The sequence below is a fragment of the Streptomyces sp. NPDC006476 genome (assembly GCF_040612015.1).
In the GTDB taxonomy this organism is placed as follows: domain Bacteria; phylum Actinomycetota; class Actinomycetes; order Streptomycetales; family Streptomycetaceae; genus Streptomyces; species Streptomyces griseorubiginosus_B.
Genome location: NZ_JBEXPK010000023.1, coordinates 77,470 through 93,085, shown reverse-complemented (window position 1 = coordinate 93,085; position 15,616 = coordinate 77,470). Strand labels below are relative to the sequence as shown.

The window sequence follows — 15,616 nt, the reverse complement described above, 5'->3', positions numbered from 1 at the left end:
GGCGGGGCCCGGACTGCCGTACCGGGCCGCCTCCGTCCTCTCCTTCGGGTGCCGCCGCATCGGTGTCAACCAGGTGCTCGCGGTGCGCACCCCGGAGGGTTGGGGCGGCTGAGCCGCGTATGTGCGAAGGGGCCCCGTCCGGTGATTGGACGGGGCCCCGACTGCCGTAGCGCTACTCGGACTTGATGGCCGACAGCATGTTCAGGCGGGCCGCGCGGCGAGCCGGCCAGAGGGCGGCCAGGACGCCGACCGTGGCGGCCAGCAGAAGGAAGACCGCCATCCGGGCCCAGGGCAGGACCAGTTCGTACGTCGGCATCTTCGTGCCGAGCAGCTCGCCGGCCGCCCAGCCGAAGAAGACGCCCAGGCCGATGCCGAGCACCCCGCCGAACAGGGAGATCACCAGGGACTCCAGACGGACCATCCGCTTGACGGACTTGCGGTCCAGGCCGATCGCGCGGAGCATCCCGATCTCCTGGGAGCGCTCGAAGACCGACATGGCCAGGGTGTTGATGACCCCGAGAACCGCCACGATCACCGCCATGGCGAGCAGACCGTAGACCATGTTCAGGATCAGTGTGAAGGTCTGCGCGATGCTGTTGGAGAGGTCCTTCTTGTCCTGGACCTTGATCGCCGGGTTGGAGCCGAGCGCCTTCTCCAGCCGGTCCTTGGTCGCGTCGGACGCGCCGTCGGCGGTCTTCACCAGGACCTGCATGTCGCCGGGGTCCTTCACGTGCGGGGTGACGACGGCGCTGTCGAGCAGGATGCCCCGGATCAGCTCGTTGCCCTCGTAGACGCCGGAGACCGTCAGACGCGAGGACCTGCCGTCCTCGTAGTGCGCGGTGAAGGACGAACCCGCCTTCCAGCCGTGGGACTTGGCGGTCTCCTTGTCGACGACGGCCTGAGCGCCGCCGACCTCGAAGGTACCGCTGTCGAGCTTCAGGTCGGTGAGCCGGCCGATGGCCGATCCGTTGACGCCGGTCAGGGACTCGCCCGTGCCGTCGATGCGCGAATAGACGTTGCGCAGCGGGCTGGTGGCGGTGACGCCCTCGGTGGCGGACACCTTCTGGTCGACGTCGGGCGAGAGCTCGTTGCCGTTCGCCATGGAGACCACGTAGTCCGCGCGGATCGCCGAACTCGCCATCTTGTCGATGGACTTCTGCAGACTGCCCGCCATCACCGTCATGCCGGTGATCAGGGTGAGGCCGATCATCAGCGCGGAGGCGGTGGCGGCCGTACGGCGCGGGTTGCGCACCGAGTTCTGCCGGGCCAGCTTGCCGGAGACGCCGAAGACACGCAGCACCGGTGCGGCGGCCGCGATCAGCGGCCGGGACAGCAGCGGCGTGAGGATGAAGACGCCGATGATCAGCAGGACCGCGCCGAGCCCCATCGGGGCCTGGCCGTCGCTGCCGTTCATCGACGTGGCGGCCAGCACGGTCGCCACGCCCGCGGCGCTGAACAGCGCGCCCAGCGTGTTGCGCAGCACCAGTGACTTGGTCGTCGCCTTCGCGTGCAGGCTGCTCATCGCGGCCACCGGCGGGATCTTCGCGGCCCGGCGTCCGGGCAGCCACGCGGCCAGCATGGTGATGACGACGCCGACCGCGAGGGCGCTCGCGACCGTGCCCGGCGTGATGACCAGCGGTCCGTCCGGGACCGTCGCGCCGAGGGTGTTCATGAGGGAGCGCAGCGCCGCCCCGATGCCGATGCCCGCGACGAGGCCGGTGACGCCCGCTACCGCGCCCACCACGAACGCCTCGATCAGCACCGACCGGGTGACCTGGCGACGGGAGGCGCCGACCGCGCGCAGCAGCGCCAGCTCCTTGGTGCGCTGGGCGACCAGCATGGTGAAGGTGTTGGCGATGATGAACGTGCCGACGAAGAGGGCGATGCCGGCGAAGACCAGCAGACCCTGCTTGAGCCCGCTCATCGACGAGGAGATCTGCTGCGCCTGGTCGTCGGCGAGCTGCTTGCCGGTGGTGGTCTCGACGAGCCGGGTGCCCAGTGCGCCGTCGAGGGAGGTCTTCAGCGCGGTCTGGGAGGTACCGGAGGCGGCCTTCACGTCGATCTCGTCGTACGTGCCCGCCTTGCCGAACAGCTTCTGCGCGGTGGCGGTGTCGAAGAGGGCGAGGCTGCCGCCGGCGGCGACATTGCCGTCGTCGGTGGTGAAGATCCCGCTGATGACGGGCTTGAGGACCGGGCCGTCGACGGAGATCCGCACGGTGTCGCCGACCTTGTAGCCGGCGCGCCTGGCGGTGTCCGCGTCGACGGCGACCTGGTTCGCGCCGTGCGGCGCGCTGCCGTCCTTCAGCGGGTAACGCGGGTCCTTGCCGCCCCAGTAGTTGCCGCCCTCGGAGCGGAAGCCACCGCCGATGAGCTTGCCGTCCTTGTCGGCGATGGCGGTGAAGCCGCTCACGACTCCGATGGCGTCGGCGGCCCCCGGCACCCTGGCGCTTTCGTCCAGCATCGCCTGGGTCAACTCGGGCGTCTTGCCGACCGTGTTGCCCTTGTCCTCCTGGTACTTGGCCCGCACGGCCACGTCGACCTGGTCGAAGCCCTTGGCCGAACTCTTCTGGAAGGCGTCGGAGATGGTGTTGGTGAAGACCAGCGTGCCCGAGACGAACGCGACGCCGAGCATCACGGCGAGCACGGTCATCAGCAGCCTGGCCTTGTGCGCGAGTACGTTGCGCAGGGCGGTGCGGAACATCAGCTGGTGCGGCCCTTCGCGTCGAACTGCTTCAGGAAGTCCAGGACGTTCTCGGCCGACGGCCGGTACATCTCGTCGACGATCCGGCCGTCGGCGAGGAAGACGACGCGGTCCGCGTAGGCGGCGGCGACCGGGTCGTGGGTGACCATGACCACGGTCTGTCCCAACTCCCGTACGGAGTTGCGCAGGAAGCCCAGCACCTCGGCGCCGGAGCGGGAGTCGAGGTTTCCGGTGGGCTCGTCGCCGAAGATGATGTCGGGCCGGGAGGCGAGGGCACGGGCCACGGCGACCCGCTGCTGCTGGCCGCCGGAGAGCTGGGAGGGGCGGTGGCCGAGACGGTCCCTCAGGCCGACCATCTCGATGACGCGGTCGAGCCACTGCTTGTCCGGTTTCCGCCCGGCGATGTCCATCGGGAGGGTGATGTTCTCCAGGGCCGTCAGGGTCGGCAGCAGGTTGAAGGCCTGGAAGATGAAGCCGATCTTGTCCCGGCGCAGCTTGGTGAGCTGCTTGTCCTTCAGCGAGCCGAGCTCGGTCTCGCCGATGCGCACCGAGCCGGAGGAGAAGGTGTCGAGGCCGGCCACGCAGTGCATCAGCGTGGACTTGCCCGAGCCGGAGGGGCCCATGATCGCGGTGAACTCGGCCTGACGGAAGTCGACGGAGACCCGGTCCAGGGCGACCACCTGGGTCTCGCCCTGTCCGTAGATCTTCGACAGGTCCGTGGCGCGTGCGGCCACGGTTTCGGTGGCCCGGCCGGCGACGGGTGTGGTGGTCACGGGAAGGCTCTCCTCGAGGGACGACGTCTTGGAAGGGGACGTGTTCCATCGTGGGGGCCGGGGATGTCCGTGTAGTCAGTCGCAGTTCCGGTTCCGGGGGGCGACTCGGGTCGGACCCGGCGACGCTGCGTCATACCTGGGGATGACGGGGGCCCCTGAGAACTCGCTTTGCCGAGTACATGGCAAGCGCTTGCGCCGGGGGCCGTCGAGAACCGGTGGAGCACCCTCGTTCGGGCGGTGAAATTCCGTCATTCCGCATGCGTGCGCAGGCGTCGGGCGTAAGGCTACTGGCAAGTGCGGATGGCGTGTTCCATGTGCTGATGCACCCTCAGACATCAATAAAATAAGACAACATCGGGCTGCGGCCCGGGCTGTTCGGGGGAAGCATCCCGATAGGCTCGGGACCTCGACGCGGAGCCCATGGCCTGCCCGGATGGTGGAATGCAGACACGGCGAGCTTAAACCTCGCTGCCCCTTCGCGGGCGTGCCGGTTCAAGTCCGGCTCCGGGCACTTCCGCGCCTACGGAACGGAGCGTTCCGTAGGCATGCGTGACCCTTTGTGAGCGTCGACCTTCGTGGACCGTCCGCCTCTCATGGACCGTCAGCCTTCAGGGCCGTCGGCCTTCGTGACCCGTCAGCCTTCGTAGACCGTCAGGACCGCGCCCTCGACCTCGATCCGGCGACCGGCGCGCATTCCGTAGGTGCGGAGTCTGTCCAGACAGCTGTGGAACAGCTCCAGTTCGTCCGCGTCCAGCACCGCGGCGGCGAGGTCGACAAGCTCGGCGACCGCCCCCTCGGTGAGTATCTCCGGCAGTTCCCCGGACAGCAGGACGACGGACTGGCCCGCGGGCCCGCGGACCACGGCCGTGGCCGGTCCGCCATGCACGAACAACACATTCCCCCCAAGGAGCCCGGGGTGGACGTGCGGGTCTCGCTCCTCGGGCAGGACGAGAGATTAGCGGGGGATCTTGGAGTGTTCGGGGGTAGTTGACATTCTTTTTCCGACTTGACGGAATGCGACGCATCCGTGTTCGGGTGGCGTCACTCCTTGGGTGTACGCGGCGACGACCGGTCCAGCAGGGACTCCACCAGGGCCGCGACATGGCGGCGGTCGTCCGACGAGAGCTTCTGGACGCTCGCGATGAGGAGGTCGACCTCGGGGTCGGCGGGGTTCGCGGGGGTGTCGCCGGCCTCGGGGCTGCCGTACACGTGGATGCCGCAGGCCTCCGCGGCGGCGCGGCGGACGGTGTCCAACGGGAGTTCCAGGCCCTTGGACAGTCCCTCCAGGGTGGCCGACTGCGGCATGCGCACGACGCGGTCGGCGGTGGCCAGGTGGTGGACGGTGGAGCGCGGGATGCCGCCGCGGCGCGCCACGTCGCCGTAGGACCAGCCCTTGCGGTCGAGGCGCTCACGGATCAACTGCTGCAGTGCGTTGGCCACGGGTGGGTCACTTCCTGCTGGCTGTGTCGGCAAGACCGTCCATGTCGGGGCCGATTCTACGGTCGGGTCCCCAGGGGGCCGAAAGGGTGATTCCCAGAACGGCTTGCGCACCGGCCCTTCGAGGCCGTAGTGTCCAATCTCGTTGGACAGCTCGTCCGACCAGATTGGACAGAGTCCGGGGGGATCCTGACGCTGTCCGATCGGAAACGCCCATCCCTGAGGGGGAACTGATCATGATGGACGCCTACGAGCTTGAGGCCGAGTCCGCGGAGCTGCTGCCGGGTCGCGAGGCCCTCGGTCGCCTGAAGTTCAGCTTCGGCAAGACGGTCAACGTCACCAAGCACGTCGCCAACATCTCGGCGCACAACGAGTCCGCGGCCCTGAACGACCACTCCTCGTGGTCGGTGGCCGACTCCGGCGCCGCCCAGGCCATCAACGTCACGCAGTAACGCTCGCGCTCCACCTCCGAACGAACCCAGAACATCACCGAAAGGACATCCGTCATGAGCATGGACATGAACGAGCTGGAGACCGAGTCCGCGGAGCTGCTGCCGGGTCGCGAGGCCCTGGGCCGGCTGAAGTTCAGCTTCGGCAAGACGGTCAACGTCACCAAGCACGTCGCCAACATCTCGGCGCACAACGAGTCGGCCGCCCTGAACGACCACTCCTCGTGGTCCGCCGCCGAGTCCTCGGCCGCGCAGACGATCAACGTCACCCAGTAGCGACACCGTAGTAGCGGTACTCACCCGCTACGACGGCCACGGGGGCGGACCGCGCTCATGTGCGGCGCGGCCCGCCCCCGCGGCGCCTTGTCCGGGGGGAACCCGCCGGGCTTTCCGGGGGGAAGGCGGCGCGCTTTCCGGGGGGAAACAGCGCGGACGCGGGGGACACGTGGGGGGAGACCACATATGACAGTGCTCGGAGACGGGACCGCGGCGCTGTACGACACCGGGCCCGTGCCCGGACCCGGCGGCTGGCCGGTGACCTACGAGCAGGTGGCGACGGGCAACCTGCCGGTCGTCGAACAGCCGCCGGCCGTCCCGCGGTTGAGCGCGGGGCTGAAGCTGCACGGCGAGTACCAGGGGTCGGGCTTCACCGACCCCAAGTACATCGCCCGTCGGGGGGACGGGCAGGTCGTGCAGCTGTCCCGGCTGCTGTACCTCGTGGCGTCGAGCATCGACGGCGTCCGTGACGTCGAGACCATCGCGTACCGCGTCAGCGCGCGCTTCGGTCGCGAGGTCAGCGGCGAGAACATCCGCTACCTGGTGGAGAACAAGCTCGAGCCGCTCGGTGTGACGGTCCCCGAGGGCCAGGAGGACGACGAGGTCGACGCCCCGCGCTCCGACCTGCTGCTCGCCCTCAAGGGCCACCGGGTGATCTTCAACGAGCGCCGCACCGCACGGATCGCTGGGGCGCTGTCCTGGCTGCACCGGCCGGCCGTGGTCGTGGCGATGCTGCTGGCCGCCGCGGCCATGGACGTGTGGCTGTTCGGGTTCTTCGGGGCGATCGACCCGGTCCTGGAGGTCCTGGACCAGCCGGTCCTCATCCTGATCGTGTTCGTGCTGACCGTGGCCTCGCTCGTCTTCCACGAGTTCGGCCACGCCTCCGCGTGCAAGTACGGCGGCGCGCGGCCCGGCTGCATCGGCTGCGGGCTCTTCCTGATCTGGCCCTCCATGTACACGGACGTCACCGACGTCTACCGGATCGGCCGGGCCGGGCGGATCCGTACCGACCTGGGCGGGGTCTACTTCAACGTCGTCTTCATGCTCGGCATGGCCGGGGCGTACTTCGCGACCGGGGCGCAGTTCTTCCTGGCCGCGGTCTACCTCGGGCACTTCGAGATCCTGGAGCAGCTGATGCCGGCCGTCCGGCTGGACGGCTACTACATCCTGGGCGATCTCGCGGGCGTGCCGGACCTCTACGGCAAGATCAAGCCGATCCTGCTCGGCCTGGTGCCGGGGGCGAAGGGGAAGGCGGCCCGCAAGGAGGTCGCGGGGCTGAAGAAGTCGGCGCGGACCATCGTCGCCACCTGGGTGCTGACCATGGTGCCGCTGCTGGTGGGGGAGCTGGGCTACGCCCTGTGGAACCTGCCGCGGATCCTCGCCACGATGACGCGGTCGCTGACCGAGCAACTCGTCGGCACGGGTTCGGCGTTGGCGGACGGCAAGATCGTCGACGGGTTGGTCGGGGTGATCGGCTGCGTGATGCTGCTGTGCCCGATGGCCGGGGTCGTCTATCTGTCGGTGAAGATGAGCGGTCGTATCTTCCGCGCCGCGAAACGCTCCACGGCGGGCCGCCCGCGCCTGAGGATCGCGCTGTGCGCCCTCGCCCTGGCCGGTCTGACGGGCCTCAGCTACGCCTGGGTCTCCGGCATGACTCCGAAGCCGCTGCCCAAGCAGCCGCCGATCGCCCCGATCCTGCAGCCCGGGGTGTCCACCGAGGCCCCGAGCCCCCGGGACGCCTCGGGCTCGGGCGGCGGAGCCTCGCGCGCTCCGGCGGGACACGGCGCCGCGTCCCTGTCCCCGTCGGCCTCACCCGGCGCCTCCGCCGCGCCGAACGGTGCCTCGCCGGGCCCGTCGGCGAGTACGACCGCCTCGGCCACCGCCTCCGCGTCCGCCCCGGCGTCGGCCCGCCCGACCAAGGGTGCGACGGGTCAGCCGGCGGCCTCCGGCGGGGGCTCGCCGACCGGCTCGGGCCCCTCCGCCTCCGCTCCCGGCGGCGGTCCGTCCGAGCCCCCGGTCTCCCCGACCCCGTCGGAGAGCGCCCCTGCCTCGCCGACCGACCCGCCGACGACCCCGCCGCCCAGCGCGTCACCGGCGGCGACCTGAGACCCGGCCGGTCCCGGGGTGGACGTCCCCGGGGCCGGACCGAGCGGGCCGCCCACGGCGCGGGGCGCGCGCAGGTCATGGGGTGACCTGCGCGGGGGGCGGGTGCCCGACCGACGGCCGGCGACGGCCGAGCACCCGCCCCGGGGCCCGGCCCGCACCCCGCCTTCCCGGCACCACCACCGCCCATCCGGCACCACCGCCCGACCGCCGCCACCGCCCATCCGGCACTACGGCCCGACCGCCGCCACCGCCCATCCGGCACCACCGCCCATCCGGCACCACCACCTGGCCGCCGCCTGGGCACACCCGGCACCACCGCCACCGGTACACCCGGCACCCCGCCACACCCCGCACCACCGCACTCGTACACCCGGCACCACCGCCACCGGCACACCCCGCACCACCGCCACACGCCCAACCACCGCCCCCCAACCATCGCCACCCCCCACCACCGACTCATCCACCGAGGAGAACCGTTGAGCAGCCATCGAAAAGCACGACCTACCCGCAACCCCCTCACCCGCCGGGCCCTCGGCATAGGGCTGTTCGCGGCCGGTGTCGCGGGGGCCGCGACCGCCGTGCCGGCGCAGGCCGCGGGCGGGGTGTCGCACGCCGCGTTCGCGTCGGACCACGTGTTCACGCACGCCGACCGGGCCCACCACACCCAGGTCCGGGACTCGTTCACGGTGCGCCAGTTCGGCACGGTGAACGCCGCCGCCGCCCGTAACCAGGCCAACGCGGTCTCGGCGGGCTGCTCGGCGGACGACGCCTGCCGTTCCGTCGCGCTGTCGTTCCAGATCGTCACGATGGCGGGCGAGCACACGCACCTCAACGCCGTGAACCTCAGCGACGCGGCCAACAAGAAGTGCACCGGTTGCCAGACACTGGCCGGGGCCTACCAGTTCGTCGTCTCCACGCCGACCGCGTTCAGCCTGAACGCCGACACGCAGCACAAGCTCGCCGACATCCACCAGCGGCTGGACGAGCTGACCCGCTCCTCGCTGCCCGCGGCCGACCTCAAGACCCGGGTCGACGGCCTGGCCGGCGAGGTCACCGCCGTCCTGCGCGACGCCGTGGCGAACGCCCCCAAGGGCGACGTGAAGCCCGACGTCACCCTCCACCGTCACCTCGACGGCTGGCCCCCGGCGCACTGATCCCGGCGGCCCCGTGCCGACCGCCGTGTCCGTCTCCCACGGCACGGCGGTCGGCCATTGACATCCCCCGGAGGCGGGCGCAGACTCACATCCCAGAAGCTGGTGAAGTAAATTTCACTCAGCGAACAAACGGCGAACCAGACGACCAAGGGATGCGGGATGCGTACCACCGTCGGCATCATCGGCGCCGGCCCGGCCGGCCTTCTCCTCGCCCGGCTGCTGCACAACGCCGGGATCGACTCCGTCGTGCTGGAGAGCCGCGACCGGGCCTACGTAGAGCACCGCCAGCGCGCCGGGATCCTGGAGCAGGGCACGGTGGACGTGCTGCGCGCGGCCGGCGCCGGCGAGCGCATGGACCGGGAGGGCCTCCCGCACGACGGCATCGAACTGCGCTACGACAAGAAGCGCCACCGCGTCGACTTCCCCGCCCGCACCGGCGGCCGGTCCGTGATGGTGTACGCCCAGACCGAGGTATGCAAGGACCTCATCGCCCTCCAGCTCAAGGAGGGCGGCCCGCTGCTGTTCGAGGCGGAGGCCCTCGCCGTGGAGGGCGCGGACACCGACAGCCCGTCCGTGCGGTTCCGGCACGAGGGGCGGGAGGACGTGCTGGAGTGCCGGTACGTCGTCGGATGCGACGGGTTCTGGGGGGTGGCCCGGCAGGCGGTCCCCGCCGAGCTCACCCGCGTGTTCGAGCGGACGTACCCCTTCGGCTGGCTCGGCATCCTCGCCGACGTCCCGCCCTCCCACGACGAGCTGGTCTACGCCCGCCACGACCGCGGCTTCGCCCTGCTGTCCATGCGCTCCCCGTCCGTCTCCCGCCTCTACCTCCAGGTGCCCGCCGGCACCGACGCCGAGAGCTGGGGCGACGAGGAGATCTGGGACGAGCTGGAGCGCCGCTTCGAGACCGCGGACGACTGGCGCCTGGAGCGCGGCCCGATCACCCAGAAGTCCGTCACCCCCATGCGCTCCTACGTCCACGAGCCGATGCGGTACGGCAGCCTCTTCCTGGCCGGCGACGCGGCGCACATCGTCCCGCCGACCGGCGCCAAGGGCCTCAACCTGGCCGTCGGCGACGTGGTGACCTTCGCGCGGGCGCTGTCGCACGAGAAGGAGACCGGCTCGGCCGAGCTGCTCGACGCCTACTCGCAGACCTGTCTGCGCCGCGTCTGGCAGGCCGAGCGGTTCTCGTACGACATGACGACGATGCTGCACCCGTCCCCCGACGCCACCCCCTTCGACCACCGCCTGCAGCTCGCCCGTCTGGAGCGGGTCGCGGCCTCGCGTGCCGCCGAGGCCGACCTGGCCGAGGGCTATACGGGTTTCCCCCTGGACTGACGGCCGTGTGAACCCCCGCGGTGAGGGGAATCACGGACCCGCGTAGCGTGTTGCGCTGCACGACGAGGGAAAGATCCTCCCCAAGCACTAGGGTCAATCCTTTGCCTACCTATTACTCTTGAGCCAAGGCCGCGACGTGCGGCCATGGAGGAGTGAAATGAGGAGCAGAAACCCGGTCTTCTCGCGACGGGGGTTCAGCCGCGACAACGGCTACGCGGGCTTCAACACCGCGCCGCAGGCCGGGGGTCCCGCTGTCGGAACGCAGGCCAACCCCTACGCGGGCGGCAATCCCTACGCGCAGAATCCGTACGCCCAGCAGGACCTGCAGTACGGCGCCCCGCCCCAGGCCCCGGCCACCACCGGCCGGATGACCATGGACGACGTCGTCCTGCGCACCGCGTCCACCCTCGGCACCCTGATCGTCACGGCCGCGCTCGCCTGGGCGCTGCTGCCGGTCGACGACGCCAACATCAGCCGTTCCTACGGGATCGGCATCGGCGCCGCGCTGGTCGGCATGGTGCTGGCGCTCGTGCAGTCCTTCAAGCGCAAGGCCACGCCCGCGCTGATCCTGTCGTACGCCGCGTTCGAGGGTGTCTTCCTCGGTGTGGTCTCCAGCATCGTCGACCAGCGCATCGCGAGCGGCGCGGCCATGCAGGCCGTGATCGGCACGATGGCGGTGTTCGCCGGTGTGCTGGTGGCGTACAAGGCGGGCTGGATCCGCGTCAACCGCCGTTTCTACGGCTTCGTGATGGCGGCGGCGCTCGGCTTCGTGCTGCTGATGGTCGTGAACCTGCTGTTCGCGGTCTTCGGCGGCGGTGACGGCCTCGGCTTCCGCAGCGGCCCGCTCGGTGTCTTCTTCGGCATCGTCGGTGTGCTGCTCGGCGCCTGCTTCCTCGCCCTGGACTTCAAGCAGGTCGAGGACGGCATCGCCTACGGCGCGCCGAAGGAGGAGGCGTGGCTGGCGGCCTTCGGGCTGACGCTGACGCTGGTGTGGATCTACATGGAGTTCCTGCGGATCATCGCCATCCTCAACAGCAACGACTAGCCGTCCCGCGGCTGTCACGCGGCAGTTACGAAGGGCCTCCGGTGCTCTCACCGGGGGCCCTTCGTCATGTCGTGGTGCGCGCCTAGAGCAGTTTGCGCGCTGCCCTCCTCAGGTCGTATTCGTGGACGATCGCCTTCGCGTGGCCGTACGCGAGGTTGTGCTCGTGGCGGAGCCAGCTGACCTTTTCCTCGAAGCGGAAGAGGGCGGGGCCTTCTTCGACGGTGCGGATCCAGTCGGACACTTCACGACCGGTGCAGTGGGGGATGCGGGCGAGCATGTTGCGGTGGGTCTCCTCGGAGAGGACGTGGGACATCGGCGCCTCCGAACGCAAAGGGGATGTAAGCCGGTCCTTCAGGTCACGGTGCCTGAGCGTTCGCCTGTTGGCAACAGTCTGGCGGTGCCGCGTACGCTCGTTCCGTGGTTGATACGACGCCCTTGACGCGAGCCGTGGATCACTTCGCCGACCGGTTGAGGGCGGCTCCGCAGAGCCGGCTGCAGCGGGGAGCCGCCGCCGAGGCCCTCCAGCTGGCCCGGGAGTTGGCCTGCCGGGCGCAGGTCCTGGAGGACCCGGGCACGGAGCCGCGGCTGATGCCGGACGCCGGGATGTTCGCCGCCGCCGACCAAATCACCGTCGCCGCACACGACTTGGCCCTCGTGCTCAAGGACGAGGGCCAGCTGGAACAGGCGGTGGAACTGGTGGCTCAGGCGCAACAGCGCGCCGGCGTCTGATCTCCCTGCGGGGACGCTGATCCCTACAGGGACGCTATGACCCGGTCCGCCAGGATGTACACGTTCTCCTCGCCGCACTCGAACGTCAGCGTGTAGGCGCCGGAGACGCCCGAACCGCCGAGCAGGACCGGCGTCCGGCCCGCGCGCAGGGCGGCCGCCAGACGTTCGGCCGTCTCGCGGTGGCCCGGGGTCATGCACAGGGTCGTGCCGTCGGCGAAGACGTAGACGTCCAGCGTGCCCAGCGGGCCGGGGCGGACGTCGGTCAGTTCGGTGCGGGTGGCGGCCAGTTCCTCGAGGGTGGCCACCGTGCGTTCATGGTCGTTCGCCACGGGTGACTGCACGGGTACGAAGTCCGGGTGGGAGGGGTGACGGCGGCGGGCCGCGGCCAGTTCGGGGGAGTCCCCGGCGAACTCGTCGGCGTCGGCGGCCTGCTCGGTCACCGACTCCAGCGGCTCCAGCCCCACGAAGTCGCTCTGCCGGGGCAGGTACAGCTCGCTGTCCGGCAGCCCGAGGAGCGAGGGCGCGTCGGAGCCGTCACGGGACTCCTGGGCGGCCCAGAAGGCGCGCGCCTCGGCCAGTTCGCGTTCGCGCTCCTCGGCGAGCGCCTCGGCGACGGCGGCGCGTATCTCGTCGGCCTCCGTGGACAGACGGGCGGCGGGCACGAGACCGTGCGGGGCGTGCTGCTCGGCGAGCTGGGTGTGCAGGGCGGCGACCTCACGTCGCAGCACCATGAGGGTGCGCAGGACGGCGACGCCCACGGCGCCCGTGGCGGCCGTGATGAGCAGCAAGGCGATCGGCATGGCGCTCACTGACTTACTCCCGGTTCAAGTCGACCCCCGACTTCCTACATCAGCTTGAAGGGCGGACTGACCAGCTGTCAGTGCGTAACGTCACGAACCGGACAGGACTTTGGGTCCCAGAAGGGTTGACGTACCCGCACTGAGCTGCGTGAATCCCCCCGCTAAGGGAGATAGGTCACATCCTGGGGGAGATTGGATCACAAAACGGCCCGGAGGCCGGTGGTGTTCCGGACTCCGGGCCAGAGGCTCACCATTGGTGCCTCAGTGGTTACTCAGCGGGTTCAGCTCAGGCGCTCGATGACCATCGCCATGCCCTGGCCGCCGCCGACGCACATCGTCTCCAGACCGAACTGCTTGTCGTGGAACTGCAGGGAGTTGATGAGGGTGCCGGTGATGCGGGCTCCGGTCATGCCGAAGGGGTGGCCGACGGCGATCGCGCCGCCGTTGACGTTCAGCTTCTCCAGCGGGATGTCCAGGTCGCGGTAGGAGGGGATCACCTGGGCGGCGAACGCCTCGTTGATCTCGACCAGGTCGATGTCGTCGATGGTGAGGCCGGCCAGGCGCAGCGCTCGCTGCGAGGCCTCCACCGGGCCGAGGCCCATGATCTCCGGGGACAGGCCCGAGACGCCGGTCGACACGATGCGGGCGAGCGGGGTCAGGCCCAGCTCACGGGCCTTGGTGTCGCTCATGATGACCACGGCCGCGGCGCCGTCGTTCAGCGGGCAGCAGTTGCCGGCGGTGACCAGGCCGTCGGGGCGGAAGACCGGCTTGAGGCCGGAGACGCCCTCCAGGGTCACGCCCGGGCGCGGGCCGTCGTCCTTGCTGACCACCGTGCCGTCGGGCAGCGTGACCGGGGTGATCTCGCGCTCCCAGAAGCCGTTCTTGATGGCCTCCTCGGCGAGGTTCTGCGAGCGGACGCCGAACTCGTCCATGTCCTGGCGGGTCACGCCCTTCCAGCGCGCCAGGTTCTCGGCGGTCTGGCCCATCGCGATGTACGGGTCGGGGAGCAGGCCGTCCTCGCGCGGGTCGTGCCAGGTGGAGCCCTCGGAGGCGGCCGTGGCGGCGGTACGGGCCTCGGCCTCGGCGAAGAGGGGGTTGCGTCCGCTCGGCATGTCGGAACTGCCGTTGGCGTAGCGGGAGACCATCTCGACACCGGCCGAGATGAAGACGTCGCCCTCGCCGGCCTTGATGGCGTGCAGGGCCATGCGGCTGGTCTGCAGCGAGGAGGAACAGTAACGGGTGATGGTGCAGCCCGGCAGGTGGTCCATGCCCATCTGCACGGCGACGATCCGGCCGAGGTTGTGGCCCTGCTCGCCGCCCGGCAGGCCACAGCCGAGCATCAGGTCGTCGATGTCCTTCGGGTCCAGCTCGGGGACCTTCGCCAGGGCGGCCTGGATGATCGTGGCGGTGAGGTCGTCCGGGCGCAGATCCTTGAGCGAGCCCTTGACGGCACGGCCGATCGGGGAGCGGGCGGTCGAGACGATGACGGCTTCGGGCATGACGGCTCCATTGGCGTACGTACGAGACGGTCAGGGCTGCTTGGGAAGTTACCCGTACGTATGGTCAGGGTCACGTCTGTCGCGGTGTGACCCTGACCGCAATTTTCTAAGCGCTTGCTTTGTGGCTCAGGGGGTCGGCTGCGTCGAGGAGACGGAACTCTGCTGCGGTGCCGGCTCGTGCACCCGCCGCCTGCGCCTGCGCTTGAGCAGCGCCCATGGCCCGCGCGGACCCGTCGGCATCGCCGCCGTGACCTCGGTGCCCGGCTCGGACGCCGCTTCCGCCGCCGCCCTCGCCACGGGCAGGAAGCCCTCCCGCCGCGACACGTCCGGACGCTCCTCCTCGGCCGGCCACAGACCCAGCGCCGCGCACACCGTCGGCAGGACGGCCATCGCGGCCGTCGCGTAGCCCTCGGCGGAGGGGTGGTAGTTGTCCGGGCCGAACAGTTCGCGGGGGTTGGCCTCGAACTCGGGGCCCAGCAGGTCGCCCAGGGACACGGTGCGGCCGCCCTGCTCGACCGTTCCGATCGTCTGGGCGGCCGCCAGCTGGCGGGAGGCGCGGCGGGCCAGCCAGCGCAGCGGCTGCTGCACCCGCTCCACCGTGCCCAGGTCCGGACAGGTGCCGACCACCACCTCCGCGCCGGCCGTGCGCAGCCGCCGTACCGCCGCCGAGAGATGGCGGACGGAACGGGTCGGGGGCATGCGGTGCGTGACGTCGTTCGCGCCGATCATGATCACGCAGATGTCCGGGACCAGGGCGGGGTTGGCGAGGACCAGGGCCACCTGGCGGTCCAGGTCGTCGGAGGTCGCCCCCGGAAGGGCCACGTTGTGGAGCTCCACCGGGCGTTCGGCCACCGCCGACAGCCCCGAGGCCAGCAGCGCGCCCGGCGTCTGGCCCGCCCGGTGCACGCCCTGCCCCGCGGCGGTGGAGTCGCCGAGCATCGTCAGCCGCAGGGGAGGTTCGTCGGGCACGGTGTAGGCGGTGCCGTACAGGCCGTCCGCCACTGGCACCCGGCCGCTGCTGCCGTTGCCCACGTGGCGTTTGGCCAGCTGGACCTCCGCCAGCAGCAGTCCCATGGTGGCCGCACCGGCCAGCCCGATCCCGCCGCCGCCGTACGCGGCACCGGCCGCGATCCGCCGGGCCACCCGTGCCCTCGACATGCTCGTCATACCTCGCCGCCACCTCCTTCGTTGCCGTACATCCACTCCTTGCCCCGTACCGACCGTTCGCCAATCTCAACGGGGAGTGAACGACCGCCGTGGGCGGACGACAGGGCCTACGCTGGCGGAACCACTAGGACCACTTCTTTTGCAA

15 protein-coding genes and 1 tRNA gene are annotated in these 15,616 nt (G+C 70.5%); 8 read left to right on the top strand and 8 right to left on the bottom strand.

The genetic code is table 11. From position 1 onward, the window contains the following. Window positions 1-172: 172 nt before the first annotated feature. Together ABZZ74_RS25870 and ABZZ74_RS25865 are read right to left on the bottom strand one after the other, a co-directional pair. Window positions 173-2,701, bottom strand: coding sequence for an FtsX-like permease family protein (locus ABZZ74_RS25870; RefSeq protein ID WP_356768749.1), 2,529 nt, complete (start codon window positions 2,699-2,701; stop codon window positions 173-175). Beyond that, a complete protein-coding gene (locus ABZZ74_RS25865) occupies window positions 2,701-3,474 on the bottom strand; it encodes an ABC transporter ATP-binding protein (protein WP_356768747.1) in 774 nt (257 codons plus the stop codon). The genes ABZZ74_RS25870 and ABZZ74_RS25865 overlap by 1 nt, the downstream gene beginning before the upstream one ends. Window positions 3,475-3,901: 427 nt before the next feature. On the opposite strand from ABZZ74_RS25865, the gene ABZZ74_RS25860 reads away from it, so the two are divergent. Next, a tRNA-Leu gene (locus ABZZ74_RS25860) sits at window positions 3,902-3,985 on the top strand. A 123-nt stretch (window positions 3,986-4,108) separates the two neighbouring features. On the opposite strand, the gene ABZZ74_RS25855 is transcribed toward ABZZ74_RS25860, so the two are convergent. Both ABZZ74_RS25855 and ABZZ74_RS25850 read right to left on the bottom strand, forming a co-directional pair. Continuing rightward, window positions 4,109-4,360 (bottom strand): hypothetical protein, encoded by a 252-nt coding sequence (locus tag ABZZ74_RS25855; protein WP_356768745.1) that lies wholly within the window; start codon window positions 4,358-4,360, stop codon window positions 4,109-4,111. Window positions 4,361-4,515: 155 nt separating this feature from the next. Next, window positions 4,516-4,914 carry a helix-turn-helix transcriptional regulator gene (locus ABZZ74_RS25850; protein ID WP_356768743.1) on the bottom strand — a complete coding sequence of 133 codons (399 nt, stop codon included), beginning with the start codon at window positions 4,912-4,914 and terminating at the stop codon, window positions 4,516-4,518. 233 nt (window positions 4,915-5,147) lie between these two features. Between ABZZ74_RS25850 and ABZZ74_RS25845 the strand changes: the two genes are divergently transcribed. From ABZZ74_RS25845 to ABZZ74_RS25820, 6 genes are all read left to right on the top strand, one after another. Beyond that, window positions 5,148-5,363 carry a hypothetical protein gene (locus ABZZ74_RS25845; RefSeq protein WP_356768741.1) on the top strand — a complete coding sequence of 72 codons (216 nt, stop codon included), beginning with the start codon at window positions 5,148-5,150 and terminating at the stop codon, window positions 5,361-5,363. 54 nt (window positions 5,364-5,417) lie between these two features. Next, entirely contained in the window at window positions 5,418-5,636 is a 219-nt protein-coding gene (locus tag ABZZ74_RS25840; protein WP_133045939.1) for a hypothetical protein, read from the top strand. A gap of 186 nt (window positions 5,637-5,822) precedes the next feature. Next, window positions 5,823-7,742, top strand: a complete 1,920-nt coding sequence (locus ABZZ74_RS25835; protein ID WP_356768739.1) for a hypothetical protein — start codon at window positions 5,823-5,825, stop codon at window positions 7,740-7,742. Between the two features lie 476 nt (window positions 7,743-8,218). Beyond that, entirely contained in the window at window positions 8,219-8,896 is a 678-nt protein-coding gene (locus tag ABZZ74_RS25830) for a hypothetical protein (protein WP_356768737.1), read from the top strand. A 159-nt stretch (window positions 8,897-9,055) separates the two neighbouring features. Continuing rightward, window positions 9,056-10,231, top strand: coding sequence for a 4-hydroxybenzoate 3-monooxygenase (locus tag ABZZ74_RS25825; protein ID WP_356768735.1), 1,176 nt, complete (start codon window positions 9,056-9,058; stop codon window positions 10,229-10,231). Window positions 10,232-10,388: 157 nt separating this feature from the next. Then, window positions 10,389-11,276, top strand: a complete 888-nt coding sequence (locus ABZZ74_RS25820) for a Bax inhibitor-1/YccA family protein (protein WP_356768733.1) — start codon at window positions 10,389-10,391, stop codon at window positions 11,274-11,276. Between the two features lie 82 nt (window positions 11,277-11,358). Here the strand turns inward: ABZZ74_RS25820 and ABZZ74_RS25815 are convergent, their stop codons facing one another. Then, window positions 11,359-11,589 (bottom strand): DUF4287 domain-containing protein, encoded by a 231-nt coding sequence (locus ABZZ74_RS25815; protein ID WP_133045944.1) that lies wholly within the window; start codon window positions 11,587-11,589, stop codon window positions 11,359-11,361. Between the two features lie 104 nt (window positions 11,590-11,693). Here ABZZ74_RS25815 and ABZZ74_RS25810 point away from each other — a divergent pair, with 104 nt between their 5' ends. Next, complete coding sequence (locus tag ABZZ74_RS25810; protein WP_165954953.1) at window positions 11,694-12,005, top strand: hypothetical protein; 312 nt, start codon at window positions 11,694-11,696, stop codon at window positions 12,003-12,005. Between the two features lie 23 nt (window positions 12,006-12,028). Here the strand turns inward: ABZZ74_RS25810 and ABZZ74_RS25805 are convergent, their stop codons facing one another. The 3 genes from ABZZ74_RS25805 to ABZZ74_RS25795 form a co-directional block, all read right to left on the bottom strand. After that, complete coding sequence (locus ABZZ74_RS25805; RefSeq protein ID WP_356768730.1) at window positions 12,029-12,805, bottom strand: hypothetical protein; 777 nt, start codon at window positions 12,803-12,805, stop codon at window positions 12,029-12,031. 281 nt (window positions 12,806-13,086) lie between these two features. After that, window positions 13,087-14,304 (bottom strand): acetyl-CoA C-acetyltransferase, encoded by a 1,218-nt coding sequence (locus tag ABZZ74_RS25800; RefSeq protein ID WP_356768728.1) that lies wholly within the window; start codon window positions 14,302-14,304, stop codon window positions 13,087-13,089. Between the two features lie 126 nt (window positions 14,305-14,430). Then, window positions 14,431-15,471: an SGNH/GDSL hydrolase family protein gene (locus tag ABZZ74_RS25795; protein WP_356768726.1), complete on the bottom strand. Its 1,041-nt coding sequence runs from the start codon at window positions 15,469-15,471 to the stop codon at window positions 14,431-14,433. Window positions 15,472-15,616: the final 145 nt, after the last annotated feature.

Excerpts from the sequence above, each read along its gene's own strand:
- ABZZ74_RS25870 (WP_356768749.1), bottom strand. The coding sequence starts at position 2,701 with ATGTTCCGCACCGCCCTGCGCAACGTACTCGCGCACAAGGCCAGGCTG.
- ABZZ74_RS25845 (WP_356768741.1), top strand. The coding sequence starts at position 5,148 with ATGATGGACGCCTACGAGCTTGAGGCCGAGTCCGCGGAGCTGCTGCCG.
- ABZZ74_RS25840 (WP_133045939.1), top strand. The coding sequence starts at position 5,418 with ATGAGCATGGACATGAACGAGCTGGAGACCGAGTCCGCGGAGCTGCTG.
- ABZZ74_RS25835 (WP_356768739.1), top strand. The coding sequence starts at position 5,823 with ATGACAGTGCTCGGAGACGGGACCGCGGCGCTGTACGACACCGGGCCC.
- ABZZ74_RS25825 (WP_356768735.1), top strand. The coding sequence starts at position 9,056 with ATGCGTACCACCGTCGGCATCATCGGCGCCGGCCCGGCCGGCCTTCTC.
- ABZZ74_RS25820 (WP_356768733.1), top strand. The coding sequence starts at position 10,389 with ATGAGGAGCAGAAACCCGGTCTTCTCGCGACGGGGGTTCAGCCGCGAC.
- ABZZ74_RS25815 (WP_133045944.1), bottom strand. The coding sequence starts at position 11,589 with ATGTCCCACGTCCTCTCCGAGGAGACCCACCGCAACATGCTCGCCCGC.
- ABZZ74_RS25805 (WP_356768730.1), bottom strand. The coding sequence starts at position 12,805 with ATGCCGATCGCCTTGCTGCTCATCACGGCCGCCACGGGCGCCGTGGGC.
- ABZZ74_RS25800 (WP_356768728.1), bottom strand. The coding sequence starts at position 14,304 with ATGCCCGAAGCCGTCATCGTCTCGACCGCCCGCTCCCCGATCGGCCGT.
- ABZZ74_RS25795 (WP_356768726.1), bottom strand. The coding sequence starts at position 15,471 with ATGACGAGCATGTCGAGGGCACGGGTGGCCCGGCGGATCGCGGCCGGT.